This window comes from Thiogranum longum, assembly GCF_004339085.1.
GTDB lineage: Bacteria > Pseudomonadota > Gammaproteobacteria > DSM-19610 > DSM-19610 > Thiogranum > Thiogranum longum.
In genome coordinates this window covers 2,675,506-2,693,740 of record NZ_SMFX01000001.1, presented here as the reverse complement: position 1 = coordinate 2,693,740, position 18,235 = coordinate 2,675,506, and the positions used below count along the sequence as shown (strand labels likewise).

The following is an 18,235-nucleotide window of genomic DNA, read 5'->3' as shown; positions in this document are numbered from 1 at the left end:
TTGACTCCTACCCTGTTCCGTTTATTATCCGTCTATGCCAGACAAATACCTGAAAATGATCCTCAATTCGCGGGTCTACGACGTTGCCACTGAAACCCGCCTGGATTTTGCGCAAGGCCTGTCCGTGCGGCTGGGCAATGATGTGTGGTTGAAGCGCGAGGACCTGCAGCCAGTATTTTCCTTCAAGCTGCGTGGCGCCTATAACAAGATTGCCAGCCTCGATGCGGCGAGTTGCGAAAAAGGCATTATTACCGCATCAGCGGGTAATCATGCGCAGGGCGTAGCACTGGCGGCGAAACATCGCGGCATAAAATCCCTGATTGTAATGCCGCGCACCACACCGGGGATCAAGGTCAGCTCGGTGCGTGCGCTGGGCGGCAAACCGTTGCTGCACGGTGATACCTACGATGAAGCCTGCGAGCATGCGCACAAGCTGGCGAAAGAACGCGGCATGATATTTATCCACCCCTATGATGACCCCGAAGTGATTGCCGGGCAGGGCACGGTGGCGATGGAAGTGCTGCAACAGCAGCGTGACCCGATACATGCCGTGTTTGTTCCGGTTGGCGGTGGTGGGTTGATTGCCGGCATGGCGGCCTACATCAAGGCCTTGCGCCCGGATATCCGCGTCATTGGTGTAGAGCCCGAAGATGCGCCGTGCATGTACGAGGCGCTGAAACGCAAACGGCGCGTGGTGCTCGACCAGGTCGGTATTTTTGCTGACGGTGTTGCGGTGCGACAGGCCGGCAAGGAACCTTACCGGTTGGCGCGCAAGTTTGTGGATGAGATTATGCTGGTCAGCACGGATGAAATCTGTGCTGCCACCAAGGATATCTTCGATGATACCCGTGCCATGGTGGAACCGGCCGGAGCGTTGGCCGTGGCCGGCATAAAAAAATATGTCGAGCGCGAGGGTTGCACTGATGAATCCCTGATTGCGATTAACAGTGGTGCCAATATCAATTTTGATCGCCTGCGCCACGTGGCCGAGCGCGCTGAAATTGGCGAACGCCGCGAAGCCCTGCTGGCTGTCACCATCCCCGAGCAACCCGGCAGCTTCCTGAAATTCTGTCGCACACTGGGCAAGCGGGGGATTACCGAGTTTAATTATCGTTATGCCGATGCGCACGATGCACAGGTTTTCGCCGGTGTGCAGTTGAGCGGTGGTGACGAAGAACGTGAGGAGCTGCTCGATACACTGCGCAAGCAGGGTTATGCTGTGGTCGACATGACCGACAACGAAATGGCCAAGACCCACATCCGTTTCATGGTGGGGGGGCACGCCTCGGGCATCGACGATGAAGTACTGTACCGCTTCGAGTTTCCCGAACGCCCCGGCGCACTGCTGAAGTTCCTTGCCAGCATGGGCAAGCGCTGGAATATCAGCCTGTTTCATTACCGTAATCACGGTGCGGCCTACGGCCGGGTGCTGGTCGGGGTGCAGGTGCCGCCAGCGGAGCGAAAAGGCTTCCGCGCCTCGCTGGATGATCTGGGTTATACCTGGTTCGAGGAACTGGATAACCCGGCTTACACACTGTTTCTTGGCTGACCGGCTTTACTGTTTGCCGGGTTGCGTTTTCTTCACCGGGCCAGCCCCTGAAAGTGCCGCAGTCCCGTCAGGTGCCAGGTAAGGCAGCAGTGCGGGAACCAGCAATGATGCACCGAATCTCGACAGGTGGTCGCCATCGGCATAGACCAGTTTCCCGTCGATCAGCAGCGGGCAGGACGTGTCGCTGCACAGCCAGGGTCTTATTTTCAGCAGTTCTGTGTTGCCCGGGAGTTCGGAGAGCACTTCGGAAAAGATCTTTTCGTATTTGTCGGTAGTCAGTTTGTATTCAAATTGTGCCGTGTGTTCAGTCCCGAGCCAGGCCTGGCGAATAAAATGGTTGGCCACGGATTTCCCGAACTGCGAACCAACCTCCGGGATGTCTTCGACAATAACAACCTTGCGGTTTTTCAGTCTCTCCAGTGTGCGGTGCAGGCCACGCTCGAATACCAGGCGGTTTTCAGCCGGCGAGGTGGTACCTGTTTTCTCGTCCATGATGAGAAAGTTGCTGTTGTCATACCCCTGGCTGGTCAGCGGAATGCGCCAGTAACCGGCAAGGAATACTTGCCGGATAGAGGGTGTTTCTTCAATCAGCTTCAATGCGGCGTCGTTGAACTTCAGGCACTTTTCCTTGTGTTTCCGGTACACGCCGAGTAGTGGACGACAGCCCCCCAGTGTGACTGAGTAGCCGCTTTTGCCGGTTTGCAGGGCAGCCAGATGCAGTGCGTGGGAAAGCGACTGTGCGTGTGAGTCACCCCAGATGATAAAGTCGGGTACTCCACCCTGTTTTCCCAATTGGCAGAGTTTCCCTTTTTCGTCTTCTTCTCCCAACCTGTTTTCAGTGAAGGTTCGGCACTTTTCCGGTTCGGCGTCACCATGAGTTGTCAAGGCAACGTGCATTACTGCGTCCGGTATTCTCTGTGCGAGGCCTTGTCCGGAAATAATAAACACAGCACCGGCGGCGGAGAGTGCGCCGATCGTTCCGAGTTCGCCGGTGATGCGACGGGCGGGCAGGCGCTCACTGGGTTTGCGGTAACGGCTTTCGACATAGCGGTAGGAAAGTGCGGAAAGTGCGATAGACAGCGCGACGATAAACAGCCGGCTGTTGCTGGAATCGGTCAGCATGCCGGTATAGACCGTTACCGGCCAGTGCCACAGGTATAGCGAGTAGGAAATCAGTCCGATCCAGACCAGTGGCTGGCGGCTGAGCAGCCAGCTGACAGCGGTGGAAACATGTGTGTTGCCATGCAGCACCATTACCGTACCCAGCACGGGATAAACGGCATTGATTCCCGGGAATACCGCGTTTTCACCCAGCAGCAGCATGGTGCCGATGATGAGTGCCAGCCCGATGCTGGAGACAATATTGGCGGCCAGTTGTCCGCGCACCTGGGGAATAAGGCCAATAGCCAGCATGACACCGGCCAGCAGCTCCCAGGCGCGGGTCGGGATCATATAAAAGGTAAACGTGGTGAAATCCGCTGCCAGCAGAATGTTGGCGGCGAGCGATACCGCCAGTATGGCCACCAGGGCCAGTTTCATTATTTTTTTGTCGAAGTACTTGTATAGCAACAGCAGAAGGCCGGGGAACAGGATATAGAACTGTTCCTCGATACCCAGTGACCAGGTGTGCAGCAGCGGCTGGGTTGCGATGTCCAGGCCAAAGTAGGTGCTGGCGGTATTTTCAAAATAAATGTTGGGCACGAACGCCAGGGCGGCCAGGGTGGCTTCCGACAGGATGGCGTATTCATCCGGAAGCAGAAAGAAGTAACCGGCAAGCAGGGTGGTGAACAGCACGACCAGCAGGGCGGGGAGAATGCGCCGTGCCCGGCGTTCATAAAAGCGCAGGAAAGAAAAGCGCTGCTGTTTCATTTCCCTGAGGATGATGGAGCAGATCAGGTAGCCGGAGATGACGAAAAAGACATCGACCCCGACAAAACCACCGGGCAGCCAGGAGTAGCCGGCGTGAAAGAGAATAACCGGCAGTACGGCAATCGCACGTAACCCGTCGATGTCAGTACGGTGCTTCATCTGTCAGCCGGGTTTTTTATCCTCAAGCTTCAGAATAAAATCCCACTGTTTTTTTGTAAGCGGCATAATCGACAGGCGGTTGCCCTTGCGCACCAGCGGGCAGTCTTCCAGCGCCTTGTAGCCTTTCAGCTCCTGCAGGCTGATCAGGCGTTTCGTCATACGTTTGTAGCGCACATCGACCATATACCAGCATGGTTTGTCGGGGTCGCTTTTAGGGTCGTAGTATTTTTGTTCCGGATCAAAGGCGGTAAAGTCCGGGTAGCCTTCGCGGACCACTTCCATAATGCCGACAATGCCAGGCTCGGTGCAGTTGGAGTGGTAGAAAAATACCATGTCTCCTTTTTTCATTTCATCGCGCATCATGTTGCGGGCCTGGTAGTTGCGCACGCCATCCCAGTGCTCGGTTTTCTTCGGCATTTTCTTCAGGTGTTCGATGCCGAAGACATCGGGTTCGGATTTCATCAGCCAGTAGTTCAAGGTCTGCTCCAGTAGTGCTCTCGTTAACGGAATTCGGTAATCTGGGTGTCGGTGGCGACAGCGGTCAGTGGTACATCCCAGGGTTGTGCGGGCAGGTGTTCAACCTGCTGGAAGCCGTATGCCAGACCCACAAGGCGCGGTTTCAGCCAGTGCCGGCGACGTAGCAGGTGGGCAAAGCTGCGGTCATAGAACCCGCCACCCATGCCCAGCCGGTTGCCTTTCAGGTCAAAGCCGACCAGCGGCGCCAGCACCAGGTCCAGCGCAAAGGCTTCAACGCGTTTGTTATGGTCAATTTCCGGCTCGGCAATACCATAGCGATTCTTCACCAGTGGTGTACCCGGTTCATAGCGGGCAAACCAGAGTCGGTTATCACCGAAAGGGCGCAACACGGGCAGGTAAACCTGCTTGTTCATGGCCCAGGCGCGTTCAATCAGGGGGTGGGGATCGACTTCGCCATCTGCCGACAGGTAGGCGGCGATACGCTGACTGTTGCGAAACAGGTGGTGTTTCGCCAGTTGCCGGCACAGCAGGCGTGAACGCTGCAGGCGTTCCGCCGGTTCGAGTGCGCAACGCCGGTCGCGCAGTTGTTTACGCTGGTTGGAACGGTTGGGCATGGTGTCCAGACAATAAAAGGCATCTTCCGCGAATACCGTTGCAGCTATTGCCCTTGAACCAGAGGTTCAGGTGGGGATGAGTGCAGAACCTAAGGCTTTCCACCGCAGTGGACATGCTCACTGGCCCGGCAAGCCGATCCCCTGGACAATTATTAGGCTCAAGGAGATCTTAGCCGCTAACGTGTACCGCAGAAGATGCGGAGTATCAGTATAACGCAAATGCCGATATGGCGAACCATGGGCAATCCCTGTCACTGCGAGGGGCAATCCCCGTCATTGCGAGCGCAGCGAAGCAATCTCTTTGGCCTGGTGCTGGGGGGTGAGAGATTGCTTCGCTGCGCTCGCAATGACGGGGGATTCGGGTCGGGCAGGTGTCATTCAGCTCAGAGTTCGAGCTGCCTGCCCTGGTTGAGCGCAACATCTATCTTGTCCTGCAGGGCACGAATGCGCTTGCTGACGTCAAACTGGTAATCATCCTTGCTGCTGCGGTGTCCCAGCAGCTCGTGGGCCATATTGAGGGCGGCCATCACGGCGATCCGGTCGGCGCCGACAACCTTGCCGTTATCGCGGATTTCTTTCATTTTTTCGGTCAGGAACTCGGCAGAGGCGAACAGCGCCTCGCGTTCTTCATCCGGACACGCCACAAGGTATTCCTTACCGAGGATCTGGATGCGCATGGGCTCGGCCTTGCTCATGCCCCCTGCTCCATGGCTTTCAGGCGGTTGATCATGGCTTCGACCCGGGTGCGGGCCATTTCGCTTTTTTCGATCAGGCTGGCGCGTTCGGTGACCATGGACTCCTGCTGGTTACGCAGGGAGCGGTTTTCCTCTTTGAGGCGGGTAATGGTGTCGACCAGTTCTTCAAGACGGACTTCCAGTTTCTGGAGTTCTTGTTCGGTGACGGACTGCGGGCTTGTCTGTGTCATGCGCACACTATAGAGAAGGGTCAAAAATGCGTCAATGTCGGCGCTGTGCAATAATCAGGCAATGTCAGAAAATCAAGGTCTTGAGTACTACGATGTACAGGATGTGCTGGATCTCGCCAACCCCGGCGCAGACCCGGCGGACAGCCACGGGCTGTTGTGCGGGTTAATTTGCGCAGCGGGCTTTGCCGACCCCCAGCGCTGGTTGCCGGAGGTGTTCGACGACTTTGATCCACGCAACAGCGCCCAGGCCAGGGCCTACCAGTGCCTGCAGGAGGTCTACGAGCAAACGCTGGCCAGCCTGCACAGCGAGGAACTGGATTTTGAATTATTGTTGCCGGATGACGATGCGCCACTGGCCGAGCGCACCGAATCACTGGGTGCCTGGTGCAGCGGTTTTCTGTCGGGACTGGGGCTTGGCGGGCTACCGGAACGGGACAAATTATCGGAGGAGCTCGCCGAACTGCTTGATGATGTGGCGCAGATCGCAAAGGTCGACTTTGACCTGGAAAGCCCTGATGAGAACGAAAACGTTGCGTTTGAGGAGGTCGTGGAGTACTTGCGTATTGGCGTCCTGTTCGTCCACGATGAACTGCAACCGGCCGCCGCGCCGCAACAGATCCAGTAACTGTTATGGAACAGAAAGAATTTGCCCGCCGCCGCAAGCAGCTGATGCGCATGATGGGGTCGGACAGTATTGCTATCCTGCCCACCAACCCGGAGCAGTCACGAAACCGCGATGTGGATTTCCCGTTTCGTCCGGACAGTGATTTCTACTATTTGACCGGTTTTGCCGAACCCGAAGCCGTAGCGGTGCTGATGCCCGGACGCAAGCACGGCGAGTTCCTGCTGTTCTGCCGTGATCGTGACCCGGAGATGGAAACCTGGCACGGGCGTCGCGCCGGTCCGGAGGGTGCGGTCGAACGTTTTGGTGCTGACGACGCGTTCCCGATCGGTGACATCGACGATATTCTGCCCGGCCTGCTGGAAGGTCGTGACCGCGTGTTTTACACCATGGGCACGGCACCCGAATTCGACCAGCGCGTCATTGGTTGGGTGAACCGCATTCGCAGCCAGTCGCGTGCCGGCAAACATACGCCCGAGGAATTTGTGTCCCTGGAGCATTTTGTTCATGACATGCGCCTGTACAAGAGTCGTGCCGAGATCAAGACCATGCGCCAGGCTGCCAATATTGCCGCGCGTGCGCACAAGCGTGCCATGCAGGTGTGTGAGCCTGGCATGATGGAGTATGAGCTGGAGGCCGAGTTTCTCTACGCGTTTCGCAAAGCGGGTGGCGAACCCGCCTACCCGTCGATTGTCGGTGGGGGTGAAAACGCCTGTATCCTGCATTACACCGAAAACAACGCGCCGCTTAACAAGGGTGAGGTGGTGCTGATCGACGCCGGTGTGGAACACGATTACTACGCGTCCGACATCACGCGCTGCTTTCCGGTCAGTGGCCGCTTCAACCCGTCGCAACGCGCAATTTACGAGCTGGTGCTCGATGCGCAACTGGCGGCTATCGAGGAAGTCTACCCGGGTAATCACTGGAATGCGCCGCATGCGGCGGCGGTCAAGGTGCTGACGCGCGGGCTGGTCAAGCTCGGTCTGCTCAAGGGGAGAACGGCTACCCTGATCAAGGAGCAGGCCTACCGGCGTTTTTACATGCATCGAACCGGGCATTGGCTGGGTATGGATGTGCATGATGTGGGTGACTACAAGGTCGGTGAAGCCTGGCGTGAACTGGAGCCGGGTATGGTGTTGACCGTTGAGCCGGGTCTGTATATCCCTGCGCACAGCAAAGGCGTGGCACGCAAATGGTGGAATATCGGTATCCGTATCGAGGATGACGTGCTGGTCACGCGTGATGGTTACGATGTGCTGAGTAAGGCTGCGCCGAAGACTGTCGATGAAATCGAAGGCCTGATGGGCTGATCGTGATGAGCCATGAGCCCCGTCAGTCAGATGTGCTTGTTGTCGGTGGCGGCCTGGTTGGCGCCAGCCTGGCGCTCGCGCTGGGACGCGCGGGGCTTGACGTCGCTATTGTCGAAGCACATCCCTTTCGTATTAATGAGCAGCCCAATTATGACGAACGCAGCATTGCACTGGCGCAGGGCTCGCAGCGTATTTTTACCGGCATGGGAATTTGGGATGCGCTGCAGAAAGAGGTGTGCCCTATTCATACGATACACGTATCCGATCGGGGTCATTTTGGTTTCACGCGACTGAAACGTGAACAGGAGGGTGTGGAGGCGCTGGGTTATGTCGCCAGTGCGCGCTTGCTCGGCAATACGCTGATACGTGCCCTTGAACAGACGTCTGTGCAACTGCTTGCACCTGCCCGACTCGAGTCTTTCCAGACTGACGGGGACCGTGTGCAAGCTGTGCTGAACCATGAAGGGAAGTCTGTAGAACATACGGCACGTCTGCTGGTTGCAGCCGATGGCGTGCAATCCCGGGTGCGCGAACAACTGGCTATCGATACGCATCAATGGGACTACGGGCAGACAGCCGTGATTGCCAACGTTACACCCGATCAACCCCATAAACAGGTTGCCTACGAGCGTTTTACGGATACCGGGCCGATGGCCCTGTTACCGCTTAATGACAACCATTGTTCACTGGTCTGGACACTCCGGGCTGACCAGGTCGATGAAGTGATGGGGCTCGAAGACACAGAATTTCTGTCGCGTCTGCAGGCGCGCTTTGGTTATCGGCTGGGCCGGTTCACCAGGGTCGGTACGCGTCACGCCTATCCACTTCAGTTACTGCGCGCCAAACAGTCAACGGCGCAGCGGCTGGCATTGATCGGCAATGCGGTGCATACACTGCATCCGATTGCCGGTCAGGGTTTCAATCTTGGCTTGCGGGATGTTGCGGCACTGGCGGAAGTTGTCATCGATGCGCAGCGCAGGGGGGGCGATATCGGTGATGTTGATGTATTACGGCGCTATGCAGATTGGCGACAGACCGATCAGCGCCGCGTGGTCGCCTTTACCGACACGATGGTGCGCCTGTTCGGGCAGTCACTGACACCGGTTGTCGGCCTGCGCGATGCCGGCATGCTGGCGCTGGACCTGTGCCCGCCCGCCAAGCACTGGTTTGGCCGCCTGACCATGGGGCGTGCCGGGCGGCTGCCAAGACTTGCGCGAGGGCTGGCGTTGTAGCTATGGATCACCAGCCGACAGATTTCGATAGTGTTATCAGCGGTGCCGGTCTCGTGGGCCTGGCGCTGGCGGCAGCACTCGGGCGCGAGGGTTTCAGCGTTGCCATACTTGAAGCCCGCGAACCCGTGCACGACTGGCCGGCGGACAGTATCGACCTGCGTGTCTACGCCATTTCCCGCGCTTCACAGCGGTTGCTCGAGTCTCTCGGTGCCTGGCCAGCCATCGCACCGCTGGCACAGCCCTACCGCGAAATGCAGGTGTGGGACGCCGGCAGTGAAGGCGAGATTCACTTTGACAGCGCTGAACTCGGTGAGCCTGATCTTGGGCACATTATCGAGTCACGTGTCATCGAGCGTGCCTTGCTCGATGTGGTGGAGGGTACGGGCACTGTCACGCGTTTCTGTCCGGCCCGTCTGCAGACCCTTGAATATAGCGGTAACCGGCAACACATCGGGCTGGATGACGGCAAGTCACTTACCGCACGGTTACTGGTCGGCGCCGACGGTAAACATTCCCGCGTGCGCGACCTGGCCGGTATTCACGTCCAGGTATCCGATTACGGTCAACAGGCGTTGGTGGCCGTGGTGGAGACTGAAAAGCCTCACCAGGAAACGGCATGGCAGCGCTTCCTGCCCAGCGGTCCGCTGGCTTTTCTGCCACTGCACGACGGGCGCTGTTCGATTGTCTGGTCTGCCACCAGCAGCAAGGCACAGGCATTGCTGGCGCTGGATGACCAGGCATTCTGCCGTGCCCTTGGTGAAGCCTTCGAGTACCGGCTTGGTGAGATCCGGGCCGTTGGTGACAGGGTGCTGTTCCCTTTACAGGCACAGTCGGCCGAGGCTTATGTCAAACCCGGACTTGCACTGGTTGGCGATGCCGCCCATGTCGTTCACCCGCTTGCCGGGCAGGGCGTCAACCTTGGCCTGAAGGATGTGCAGGCGTTGGCCGACGAGCTGCATGCTGCCCGTGCATCGGGTCGCAACCCCGGCGCCTTTACCGTGCTGCGCCGCTACGAACGTGCCCGGCGTGGCGATAACCAGCTGACCCTGGCGGCGATGAGCGCCTTCAAGCAGTTATTCGGCAGCACGCTGACGCCGGTGCGCCTTGCGCGCGGCCTGGGCCTGAAGCTGTTTGATCGTGCAACACCGGTCAAGGCGCAGATCATTCGTTCGGCCATGGGGCTATGAAACTCACCGAAATCAATATCTATCCCGTCAAGTCCACGCGTCGTATCGCGCTGAACGAGAGCGAAGTGTTGCCGCGTGGTCTGCCGTGGGACCGGCGCTGGATGCTGGTCGATGCACAGGGCAAGTTTATTACCGCGCGACAGCACCCGGCACTGGCCGTGGTGGATACGCGCCTGGATGATACAAGTTTGCATGTCAGTGTTGCCGGCCGGCCGGAACTTGTCCTGCCCTTGAAGGCAGACAACACCGATCTCACGAAAGTCACGATCTGGCGTGACCAGTGCGATGCAATTTCTGCAGGGCCTGAAGCCGATGCCTGGTTTTCCGAATACCTCGGGATCGAGTGCCGCCTGGTACGGATGACCGATGACCTGGTGCGTGGCGTTGACCCGGACTATGGCCGGCCTGGTGACCAGGTCAGTTTTGCTGACGGTTTCCCGCTGCTGCTGATTACCGAAGCATCCCTGAATGATCTCAATACCCGGCTCGAACAGCCCGTATCCATGCGCCGTTTCCGGCCCAACCTGGTGGTGGATGGCGAGTTGCCCTATGCAGAGGATAACTGGCACCGGATCCGCATTGGTGAAGTCGAGTTTGAAGGGGTGAAGAACTGTTCACGCTGTATCTTTACCACCATTGATCCAGATACAGGGATTAAAAGTACCAAAACGGAACCATTGCGCACACTCAGCCAGTACCGGAAACGGCCGGAGGGTGGTGTGTATTTCGGGCAGAACCTGATACCTCGTAGTGGCGGGGTGGTGCATGTAGGCGATGTTGTTGAGGTTGTTTCCGAAAGCAGGCTGGTGTGATCCGTGCTCTTTGAATAAAGCGAGTATTTTAACCTTGTCCAGGTGCGCTGTGTTTGCACCTGCTTGTAAAGTCAATACCGTAAATCTTCATTCTTATGAACGCACAAATTCTTGTAACGGTACGTAATCATGATTATCGGCCGCCCGGAGCGCGGCAATGTAGGCTTTCCGTGTCTCACTGGCATCGACAAGATTGACCTGGCCCCAGGTGAATGGATGGCATCCCACTGCTGCTAGCAGAAGGTCGGTTGTCAGACGGGCATGGCGACCATTGCCATTCGGGAAGGGATGGATCAATACCAGTCGGTGATGGAACCGTGTCGCGATTTCATCCGGTTCATAGGTTCCATTTTCTATCCAGTAATGACAATCATCGATAAGTTGTCGAAGCTCGGTTGGGATGCGATAGGCCTCTACGCCGATATTGCGTTCGGACTGACGAAACTTGCCAGCCCACCGCCAGACCCGGCCAAACATTCTCTTGTGAAGGTCTTTAAGGAACTTCTCATTGAGCACATCGCGGTTGCGCGTGACTGCCCATTCCTCTGCTTCCAGAATATTAGCCTGCTCAGCCTCGTTCAGTTCCGGGCGAAGCGTGATGTAGGAGGGGATCAATGCTGCTTTCTCTTCTTCCGTCAAGGGTGTGGCGGCATCGTCCTGTTCATCCAGGGGATCGGTCATAGATCCTCATCCCAAAGCTCGGAACCTGCCTTATCGAGCAGACTCTGGATCATGCGTTTGAGTTGCTCCTGCTCATCCGCTGTATCAACTTCCTGGTCTTCGAGGGCCATGCTGTGACTCGTTGATTTCAGTCGTTTCTTCGCAAGGCGTTCAGCCCGTTCGGTGACCTGTTCATCGAGTGGTTTTCGTGGCACCAATGCATAGACAAGGCGGCAATCCAGGGCATTTGCAGCCCGCTCAAGACTATCAAGGGTGATTGAACCTTTGGTTTCGGCATGCTCGATTTTAACGACGCGCGGTTGGCTGACGCCAAGGCGCTTGCCAAGCTGGGCTGTTGTCATGCCCAGTGCTTCTCGGATGGCTTTAATCCAGCCGCGTGGAGGGCGTGCAAAAGCGTCTGAATATCGCAATGAGTTCAGTCGCTTATCGAGTTGTTGGCGCGCTACTGCGCGATCTTTTGCTCTCATAAAAATAACCAAAAAGTTATTTATAATTCAGTATAAAATAATATATAAGTTATAATAATTAGTCAATAATAATATAAAGATTATTTAATGGTCTATAAATAATAACATATAGATTATTATCAAGTGTTGGTTGTCACTGTCGCTGAAGCCTGCACGGTCTTGGTGAGAGGGGGTAGGGGCGATTGATCGTCGTCCAGCTCGCCGTTTCGGAGCCGGGTGGCGGTATGTAACAGGGTTATCCCTGACTCCAGGGAGCAGTCCTCCGGGCGCATGTTTTTTCTTTCAAGAAGAAAGTCGAGCACGCTGCGATTGTTTTGCTGGATCGCGGCCATCATTGCCCAGTCGGCTGTCTCGCTGTGCGGGTTGTCGATAGCCTTGTCCAGGGCGGTAAGATTGCCGTGTTTTACCAGGTCGATAATGACGCGCTGTTGTCTGGATAGTCAGAAGACTAAATCATCGTTTTGCAGGGTTAAAGCTGTTTTCCCGATCGTGTAACGATTGCACGCTTGGCTGGCCTGCGCGGGCAGGGTATAGTCCGCCTTCGATCTCGCGCTGCTGCGGGAGAGAGCCGGCCCAGCCGGCCGCCGAAGGCGCAACCCGCCCGGAATCGCTCAGGCAAAAGGACCGCGGCAGCAGGCATTATTCAGCCGGATTGACTCTGGAGAGCGGCCATATCGGCCCACCGAAGGGGAAGGCGGCCAAATGGTCGCTCACACTCTCAGGTTACCGGACAGAGGGGCGACGGATATTCAGCCGTCGTTCCGGATGTTTTCGGGCGGCATGACAGCCAACGCTTTCAGAATGACAGAGTCAGTTATGGGAAACAGAACCCCCCTGTACGAATCACACAAGGCCATGGGCGCCAAGCTGGTGGATTTTGCCGGCTGGGACATGCCGATCCACTATGGCTCGCAGCTCGAAGAGCATCACGCAGTACGCCGCGATGCCGGAATGTTCGACGTGTCGCACATGACGGTCGTCGACCTGCACGGTGACAAGACGCGCGACTTCCTGCGCTATCTGCTGGCCAACAATATCGACAAGTTGCAGAATCCCGGCAAGGCATTGTACAGCTGCATGCTTAACGAGCAGGGGCGTGTGCTGGATGATCTCATCGTTTATTTCCTGACCGAGAACAATTTCCGCCTGGTGGTGAATTCCGCTACGCGGGAGAAAGACCTGGCGTGGATTATCAAACAGGCCGCTGCTTTCGATGTGCAGGTGATCGAGCAGCCACAACTGGCCATGATTGCGATCCAGGGGCCGAACGCACGCGAAAAAACCCTGTCACTTTTCAATGCGGAACAGCGCAAGGTCGTCGAGGGGCTGGATCTTTTCTTTGGCGCGGAAGTCGATGACTGGTTTGTCGCGCGCACCGGTTACACCGGCGAAGATGGCTTTGAAATCATGTTGCCGGATGTCGAGGCGCCGGCCTTCTGGCAGGCACTGGCCGACGCCGGTGTACAGCCTTGTGGTCTGGGTTGCCGCGATACGCTGCGTCTGGAAGCCGGGATGAACCTGTACGGTGCCGATATGGATGAAAGCGTCAGTCCACTGGTGTCCGGTCTGGGCTGGACGATTGGCTGGAAGCCGGAAGCGCGTGATTTTATCGGCCGCAAGGCGCTGGAAGCCGAACGTGAAGCCGGCCCCGAACAGAAGTTTGTCGGTTTGCTGCTGGAAGGCCGGGGTGTGTTGCGCGGGCACCAGAAAGTCGTGGTCGGTGACCAGACCGGCGAAACCACCAGTGGCGGCTTTTCGCCAACACTGCAGCGTTCCATTGCACTGGCGCGGGTACCGGCTAGTATCGGTGCCAGGTGCCAGGTCGAAATTCGCGGCAAGTTGCTGGACTGCAAGGTCGTCAAGCCACCGTTTGTGCGTAACGGCAAGGCGCAAATTGAACTGTGAAAACGATACGTCATTGCGAGCGCAGCGCGGCAATCTCTTTCAGTCTGGCACCAGGACAAAGAGATTGCCGCGCTGCGCTCGCAATGACGGGGGTCTGCCACCAGTTGATCTCTGGAGAGTTGAAACAATTGAAAAAGAGGAACATACAATGAGTGAAGTGCCGGGTGATCTGAGATACAGCACGAGTCACGAGTGGGTGCGGGTGAACGAGGATGGCACGGTTACAACCGGCATCAGCGACCATGCACAGGAGCAGCTGGGCGACCTGGTGTTTGTCGAGCTGCCGGAGATTGATCACGAGATGGAGGCTGAAGAAGCCTGTGCCGTGGTCGAATCGGTCAAGGCGGCCTCGGATTTTTATGCGCCTATTGCCGGAACCGTGGTCGAGGTCAACGAGGATCTGGCCGGTGCGCCGGAGGCCGTCAACCAGGATCCCTATGGCGCCGGCTGGTTGATGCGCATTCAGCCATCCAGTGTGGATGACGTGGATCGCCTCATGAGCCCCGAAGAGTACCGGGAATTTATAGAGTCAGAGTAAAACCAGATGCCGTTTGTCCCCCATACTGAAGACGATATCCGTGACATGTTGAAAACCATCGGCGTGCAGGATATCGAAGACCTGTTCGATGAAATTCCGCAGCAATTGCGTTGTGGCACGCTGGAAGGCATTCCGCAGGGCATGACCGAACAGGACGTCAGCCGGCTGATGCACGAGCGTGCTTCAAAAGACGGGCAGCCGCTGTGTTTTATCGGTGCCGGCGCCTACGAGCACCATATTCCTGCAGCGGTGTGGGAACTGGTTACGCGCGGCGAGTTTTACAGTGCCTATACGCCTTACCAGGCAGAAGCCAGCCAGGGCACACTGCAACTGGTCTATGAGTTCCAGAGCATGATGACGGAGCTGATGGCGATGGATGTGTCCAATGCATCGCTTTACGATGGCGCTTCGGCGCTGGCCGAAGCCGTGCTGATGGCGATTCGTGCCAACCGGAAGTCAAAGTCGCGACGCATTCTTATGCCGACCAATGTACACCCGGCCTACCGGGCCACCACGCGTACCATTGTCACCAACCAGGGTATCGAGCTGGTCGAGGTGCCGTTTGATAACGAAGGTGGTCACCTCAATCTGGACAGCCTGGAGGCATACAGCGGCGAAGACATCGCCGCGCTGGTTATCGCGCAGCCCAACTTCTTCGGCGTGCTGGAAGACGTCGATGCACTGACCGACTGGGCGCACGCCAACGGTGCCATGGTTATTGCCGTTGCCAACCCGGTGGCTGCTGCACTGCTCAAACCGCCGGGCCAATGGGGTGAGACCGGTGCGGACATTGCGATCGGTGAAGGACAGCCGCTGGGTGTGCCCCTGTCATCGGGTGGCCCCTACTTCGGTTTTATGTGTGCGCGCCAGAACTTCGTGCGGCAGATGCCGGGGCGTATTGTCGGGCGCACGGTCGACCGCGACGGACGGGAAGGCTTTACGCTGACCCTGCAGGCGCGTGAGCAGCATATTCGTCGTTCCAGGGCGACCTCGAATATCTGCACGAATCAGGGTCTGCTGGTAACGGCAGCCACGATTCACATGAGCCTGCTGGGCGCCGAAGGTCTGCGACGTGTGGCGTTGGCGAGTCATGCCAATACCCGCAAGCTGGTGGACAAGCTTGCCAACGACCACATCAGGTTGCGTTTCAACCGCCCGTACTTCCATGAGGCGGTTTTGACCACTGAGCTATCCCTGGATGGCCTGGTCCGCCCGCTGTATGCGCACAATCTGCAGCCCGGATATATGCTGAACGACGACTACCCGGAGCTGGGTGAGTCGCTGCTGGTGTGCGCCACCGAGACAAAAAGCGACGCAGACCTGGATCGCTTTGCCGACCACATGGCCCGCGCCATTGAAAAACAAACTACCGCCGGACATCCGGTGCAGCCAAAAATGGCTTGACTGACGAGGAGAGGAAATATGGCGACGATTACGCTGCAAGGAAACGAAATACACACCAATGGAGAACTCCCTGCTGTTGGCAGTGATGCCCCGGATTTTCACCTGGTCGACGCAGAGCTGAATGACAAGCGGCTCGCTGATTATGCGGGCAAGAAGATTCTTATGAATATCGTGCCGAGTCTTGATACCCCGGTATGCGCAACTTCGACAAAGAAATTTAACGAAGTGGCGGCCGGCAAGGACAATGTAGTGATGCTGGTGATAGCCGCAGATCTGCCGTTTGCCATGAGCCGCTTCTGTGGTGTGGAGAATGTCGACAAGGTGGTTCCATTATCGATGATGCGTTCACGCAATTTCGCCAAGGACTATGGCGTGCTGATCGAGGATGGTCCGCTGGCGGGTATTACCGCGCGCGCCATTGTCGTCATCGACGAGAACGGCAAGGTGGTATATACCGAGCTGGTACCGGAAATTGCCCAGGAACCGGATTACGACAAGGCGCTGGCTGCGCTTTGATACACCGGCAAATACCGGTTAAACCGTCATTCCGGCATTTGCCGGAATGACGTCGAGACATCTGGATCAGAGTATCCACCAGGTATAACGAGTAACCACATGCTGATTTTCGAACACTCCCGCCCCGGCCGTCGTGCTGCGGTACAGGCCCCCGATCTCGATGGCGTGGAAAATGACCTGCCCGCCGAACTGTTGCGCGAGGACCCGCCAGCCCTGCCGGAAGTGTCCGAGATGCAGGTGGTGCGGCACTACACAAAACTGTCGCAGAAAAACTTTTCCATCGATACACAGTTCTACCCGCTGGGTTCCTGCACCATGAAATATAACCCGCGCGCCTGCAATACGCTGGCGATGTTGCCGGGCATACTGGCAAGGCATCCGCTGGCGCCGGCCAGTGAAGGGCAGGGCGCACTGGCCTGCCTGTACGAGTTACAGGAAATGCTCAAGGAAGTGACCGGCATGAAAACCGTGTCGCTGACACCGGCGGCCGGTGCGCAGGGTGAGTTTGCCGGTGTGGCGATGATTCGTGCCTATCACGATTCACGTAACGACACGGCACGCGATGAAATCCTGGTGCCGGATGCGGCGCATGGCACCAACCCGGCCACAGCGACCATGTGCGGATACAAGGTGCGTGAGATTCCTACGCTGGATAATGGTGACGTCGATGTGGATGCATTGCGTGGAGCCGTTGGAGAACATACTGCCGGCATCATGTTGACCAATCCCTCCACGCTGGGTGTATTCGAGCGGCGCATCAAGGATATTGCCGATATTGTGCACCAGGCCGGTGGTCTGCTGTACTACGACGGTGCCAACCTCAACGCCATTCTCGGCAAGGTGCGGCCGGGCGACATGGGTTTCGATGTGATCCACATGAACCTGCACAAAACGTTCTCAACGCCGCACGGCGGTGGCGGCCCGGGGGCGGGTCCGGTGGGCGTCGGCGAGCGGCTGGAGCCTTTCCTGCCGGTACCGATGGTTGGCTACGATGGTGACGAGTACTTCTGGCTTACCGAAAAGGAAGTGCCGCAAACCATCGGTCGACTTTCAACTTTCATGGGTAACGCCGGTGTCTTGTTCCGTGCCTATATTTATGCCCGGCTGCTGGGACGCGAAGGTATGCACCGCGTGGCCGAGTTTGCCACGCTCAATGCCAACTACCTGATGAAGCGTCTGGAGGCAGCAGGTTTCGACCTGGCCTTCCCGGAGCGTCGTGCGACCCACGAATTTATCGTGACGCTGAAAAGGCAGATGAAAGAACAGCACGCCAGCGCCATGGACTTTGCCAAGCGACTGCTCGACTACGGCTACCATGCGCCAACAACCTATTTTCCCCTGCTGGTACCCGAGTGCCTGCTCATCGAGCCAACCGAAACGGAGAGCCGTGAGGAAATCGATGGTTTTGTCGATGCGATGGCGAAGATACTTGAAGAGGCGGCTGAAGATGTTGAGTTACTGCACGAAGCACCGCATACCTTGCCGGTGCGACGTCTGGACGAAGTGCGCGCGGCGCGCGAACTCGACCTGCGCTGGAAGGCGCAGGGCTGATGGGCAAGGCGGGTAATACGGGTTTAAGCCGTATTATCCGTGCCGCCGGCTTTTCCCGGAAGGGCTTTGTTTCCGTGTTTAAAAACGAAGCGGCCTTCCGCCAGGAACTGGCGCTGACCCTGCTGCTGATTCCGCTGGCGTTCTGGCTCACACAAGACGCTGTCGAACGGGCGCTGATGGTGGGGTTCTGGTTGCTGGTACTGCTGACGGAGATGTTCAACTCGGCCATAGAAGCCGTTGTCGACCGCATCAGTGACGAATACCACCCGCTGGCCGGTGTGGCAAAAGATGTGGGCTCTGCCGCGGTGGTGTACGCCATGCTGGTGGCAGCTGCCGTGTGGGGTATCCTGCTGTTTACCTGATGCCGTTTCCCGGTATGCATTATGTCGGGTTATGATGCCGGCCTATAAATTTACG

19 protein-coding genes, 1 other RNA gene and 2 riboswitches are annotated in these 18,235 nt (G+C 57.4%); of the genes, 12 read left to right on the top strand and 8 right to left on the bottom strand.

What is annotated here, in order from left to right; all coding sequences use genetic code 11:
* Positions 1-34: 34 nt before the first annotated feature.
* Positions 35-1,549, top strand: coding sequence for a threonine ammonia-lyase, biosynthetic (ilvA, locus tag DFR30_RS13115; protein ID WP_132973964.1), 1,515 nt, complete (start codon positions 35-37; stop codon positions 1,547-1,549).
* 6 nt (positions 1,550-1,555) lie between these two features.
* On the opposite strand, the gene DFR30_RS13110 is transcribed toward ilvA, so the two are convergent.
* The 6 genes from DFR30_RS13110 to DFR30_RS13085 all read right to left on the bottom strand — a co-directional run bounded on the left by DFR30_RS13110 (position 1,556) and on the right by DFR30_RS13085 (position 5,593).
* Complete coding sequence (locus tag DFR30_RS13110; protein WP_132973962.1) at positions 1,556-3,577, bottom strand: acyltransferase family protein; 2,022 nt, start codon at positions 3,575-3,577, stop codon at positions 1,556-1,558.
* A gap of 3 nt (positions 3,578-3,580) precedes the next feature.
* Positions 3,581-4,054, bottom strand: coding sequence for an EVE domain-containing protein (locus DFR30_RS13105; protein ID WP_132973960.1), 474 nt, complete (start codon positions 4,052-4,054; stop codon positions 3,581-3,583).
* A gap of 23 nt (positions 4,055-4,077) precedes the next feature.
* On the bottom strand, positions 4,078-4,668 hold the full coding sequence (locus DFR30_RS13100) for a 5-formyltetrahydrofolate cyclo-ligase (RefSeq protein WP_132973958.1): 591 nt from the start codon (positions 4,666-4,668) through the stop codon (positions 4,078-4,080).
* A gap of 19 nt (positions 4,669-4,687) precedes the next feature.
* Positions 4,688-4,866, bottom strand: a non-coding RNA gene (gene ssrS / locus DFR30_RS13095) — 6S RNA.
* 185 nt (positions 4,867-5,051) lie between these two features.
* Positions 5,052-5,363: a cell division protein ZapA gene (locus DFR30_RS13090; RefSeq protein ID WP_132973955.1), complete on the bottom strand. Its 312-nt coding sequence runs from the start codon at positions 5,361-5,363 to the stop codon at positions 5,052-5,054.
* Positions 5,360-5,593, bottom strand: coding sequence for a TIGR02449 family protein (locus DFR30_RS13085; protein WP_132973953.1), 234 nt, complete (start codon positions 5,591-5,593; stop codon positions 5,360-5,362). Before DFR30_RS13085 ends, DFR30_RS13090 begins: the two co-directional genes overlap by 4 nt.
* A 61-nt stretch (positions 5,594-5,654) precedes the next feature.
* On the opposite strand from DFR30_RS13085, the gene DFR30_RS13080 reads away from it, so the two are divergent.
* From DFR30_RS13080 to DFR30_RS13060, 5 genes are read left to right on the top strand one after another with little or no spacing between them, the layout of a single operon-like run.
* Complete coding sequence (locus DFR30_RS13080) at positions 5,655-6,218, top strand: UPF0149 family protein (protein WP_165869211.1); 564 nt, start codon at positions 5,655-5,657, stop codon at positions 6,216-6,218.
* A 5-nt stretch (positions 6,219-6,223) separates the two neighbouring features.
* Positions 6,224-7,525, top strand: a complete 1,302-nt coding sequence (gene pepP, locus DFR30_RS13075; protein WP_132973949.1) for a Xaa-Pro aminopeptidase — start codon at positions 6,224-6,226, stop codon at positions 7,523-7,525.
* A gap of 5 nt (positions 7,526-7,530) precedes the next feature.
* Entirely contained in the window at positions 7,531-8,757 is a 1,227-nt protein-coding gene (gene ubiH, locus DFR30_RS13070; protein WP_132973947.1) for a 2-octaprenyl-6-methoxyphenyl hydroxylase, read from the top strand.
* Between the two features lie 2 nt (positions 8,758-8,759).
* Entirely contained in the window at positions 8,760-9,944 is a 1,185-nt protein-coding gene (locus tag DFR30_RS13065; protein WP_132973945.1) for a UbiH/UbiF/VisC/COQ6 family ubiquinone biosynthesis hydroxylase, read from the top strand.
* Entirely contained in the window at positions 9,941-10,756 is an 816-nt protein-coding gene (locus DFR30_RS13060; RefSeq protein WP_132973943.1) for an MOSC domain-containing protein, read from the top strand. Before DFR30_RS13065 ends, DFR30_RS13060 begins: the two co-directional genes overlap by 4 nt.
* Positions 10,757-10,849: 93 nt before the next feature.
* Here DFR30_RS13060 and DFR30_RS13055 read toward each other — a convergent pair whose 3' ends face one another.
* Together DFR30_RS13055 and DFR30_RS13050 are read right to left on the bottom strand one after the other, a co-directional pair.
* Positions 10,850-11,437: a mobile mystery protein B gene (locus DFR30_RS13055; RefSeq protein ID WP_132973941.1), complete on the bottom strand. Its 588-nt coding sequence runs from the start codon at positions 11,435-11,437 to the stop codon at positions 10,850-10,852.
* The gene (locus tag DFR30_RS13050; RefSeq protein ID WP_132973939.1) at positions 11,434-11,904 is read right to left on the bottom strand and encodes a mobile mystery protein A; all 471 of its coding nucleotides are present in this window, start codon (positions 11,902-11,904) and stop codon (positions 11,434-11,436) included. Before DFR30_RS13050 ends, DFR30_RS13055 begins: the two co-directional genes overlap by 4 nt.
* Positions 11,905-12,452: 548 nt before the next feature.
* Positions 12,453-12,541: riboswitch (glycine riboswitch) on the top strand.
* Between the two features lie 11 nt (positions 12,542-12,552).
* A riboswitch (glycine riboswitch) is annotated at positions 12,553-12,648 on the top strand.
* A gap of 72 nt (positions 12,649-12,720) precedes the next feature.
* On the opposite strand from DFR30_RS13050, the gene gcvT reads away from it, so the two are divergent.
* The 6 genes from gcvT (at position 12,721) to DFR30_RS13020 (ending at position 18,180) form a co-directional block, all read left to right on the top strand.
* The gene (gene gcvT / locus DFR30_RS13045) at positions 12,721-13,809 is read left to right on the top strand and encodes a glycine cleavage system aminomethyltransferase GcvT (RefSeq protein ID WP_132973937.1); all 1,089 of its coding nucleotides are present in this window, start codon (positions 12,721-12,723) and stop codon (positions 13,807-13,809) included.
* Between the two features lie 148 nt (positions 13,810-13,957).
* On the top strand, positions 13,958-14,347 hold the full coding sequence (gene gcvH / locus DFR30_RS13040) for a glycine cleavage system protein GcvH (RefSeq protein ID WP_132973935.1): 390 nt from the start codon (positions 13,958-13,960) through the stop codon (positions 14,345-14,347).
* 6 nt (positions 14,348-14,353) lie between these two features.
* A complete protein-coding gene (gene gcvPA / locus DFR30_RS13035) occupies positions 14,354-15,751 on the top strand; it encodes an aminomethyl-transferring glycine dehydrogenase subunit GcvPA (protein ID WP_132973933.1) in 1,398 nt (465 codons plus the stop codon).
* A gap of 18 nt (positions 15,752-15,769) precedes the next feature.
* Entirely contained in the window at positions 15,770-16,267 is a 498-nt protein-coding gene (gene tpx / locus DFR30_RS13030; RefSeq protein WP_132973926.1) for a thiol peroxidase, read from the top strand.
* A 99-nt stretch (positions 16,268-16,366) separates the two neighbouring features.
* Positions 16,367-17,818 carry an aminomethyl-transferring glycine dehydrogenase subunit GcvPB gene (gene gcvPB, locus DFR30_RS13025; protein WP_132973924.1) on the top strand — a complete coding sequence of 484 codons (1,452 nt, stop codon included), beginning with the start codon at positions 16,367-16,369 and terminating at the stop codon, positions 17,816-17,818.
* Positions 17,818-18,180, top strand: coding sequence for a diacylglycerol kinase (locus DFR30_RS13020; protein ID WP_132973922.1), 363 nt, complete (start codon positions 17,818-17,820; stop codon positions 18,178-18,180). Before gcvPB ends, DFR30_RS13020 begins: the two co-directional genes overlap by 1 nt.
* Positions 18,181-18,235: the final 55 nt, after the last annotated feature.

Coding starts and splice junctions, on each gene's coding strand:
- ilvA (WP_132973964.1), top strand. CDS start 35: ATGCCAGACAAATACCTGAAAATGATCCTCAATTCGCGGGTCTACGAC.
- DFR30_RS13110 (WP_132973962.1), bottom strand. CDS start 3,577: ATGAAGCACCGTACTGACATCGACGGGTTACGTGCGATTGCCGTACTG.
- DFR30_RS13100 (WP_132973958.1), bottom strand. CDS start 4,668: ATGCCCAACCGTTCCAACCAGCGTAAACAACTGCGCGACCGGCGTTGC.
- DFR30_RS13090 (WP_132973955.1), bottom strand. CDS start 5,363: ATGAGCAAGGCCGAGCCCATGCGCATCCAGATCCTCGGTAAGGAATAC.
- DFR30_RS13085 (WP_132973953.1), bottom strand. CDS start 5,593: ATGACACAGACAAGCCCGCAGTCCGTCACCGAACAAGAACTCCAGAAA.
- DFR30_RS13080 (WP_165869211.1), top strand. CDS start 5,655: ATGTCAGAAAATCAAGGTCTTGAGTACTACGATGTACAGGATGTGCTG.
- pepP (WP_132973949.1), top strand. CDS start 6,224: ATGGAACAGAAAGAATTTGCCCGCCGCCGCAAGCAGCTGATGCGCATG.
- ubiH (WP_132973947.1), top strand. CDS start 7,531: ATGAGCCATGAGCCCCGTCAGTCAGATGTGCTTGTTGTCGGTGGCGGC.
- DFR30_RS13065 (WP_132973945.1), top strand. CDS start 8,760: ATGGATCACCAGCCGACAGATTTCGATAGTGTTATCAGCGGTGCCGGT.
- DFR30_RS13060 (WP_132973943.1), top strand. CDS start 9,941: ATGAAACTCACCGAAATCAATATCTATCCCGTCAAGTCCACGCGTCGT.
- DFR30_RS13055 (WP_132973941.1), bottom strand. CDS start 11,437: ATGACCGATCCCCTGGATGAACAGGACGATGCCGCCACACCCTTGACG.
- DFR30_RS13050 (WP_132973939.1), bottom strand. CDS start 11,904: ATGAGAGCAAAAGATCGCGCAGTAGCGCGCCAACAACTCGATAAGCGA.
- gcvT (WP_132973937.1), top strand. CDS start 12,721: ATGGGAAACAGAACCCCCCTGTACGAATCACACAAGGCCATGGGCGCC.
- gcvH (WP_132973935.1), top strand. CDS start 13,958: ATGAGTGAAGTGCCGGGTGATCTGAGATACAGCACGAGTCACGAGTGG.
- gcvPA (WP_132973933.1), top strand. CDS start 14,354: ATGCCGTTTGTCCCCCATACTGAAGACGATATCCGTGACATGTTGAAA.
- tpx (WP_132973926.1), top strand. CDS start 15,770: ATGGCGACGATTACGCTGCAAGGAAACGAAATACACACCAATGGAGAA.
- gcvPB (WP_132973924.1), top strand. CDS start 16,367: ATGCTGATTTTCGAACACTCCCGCCCCGGCCGTCGTGCTGCGGTACAG.
- DFR30_RS13020 (WP_132973922.1), top strand. CDS start 17,818: ATGGGCAAGGCGGGTAATACGGGTTTAAGCCGTATTATCCGTGCCGCC.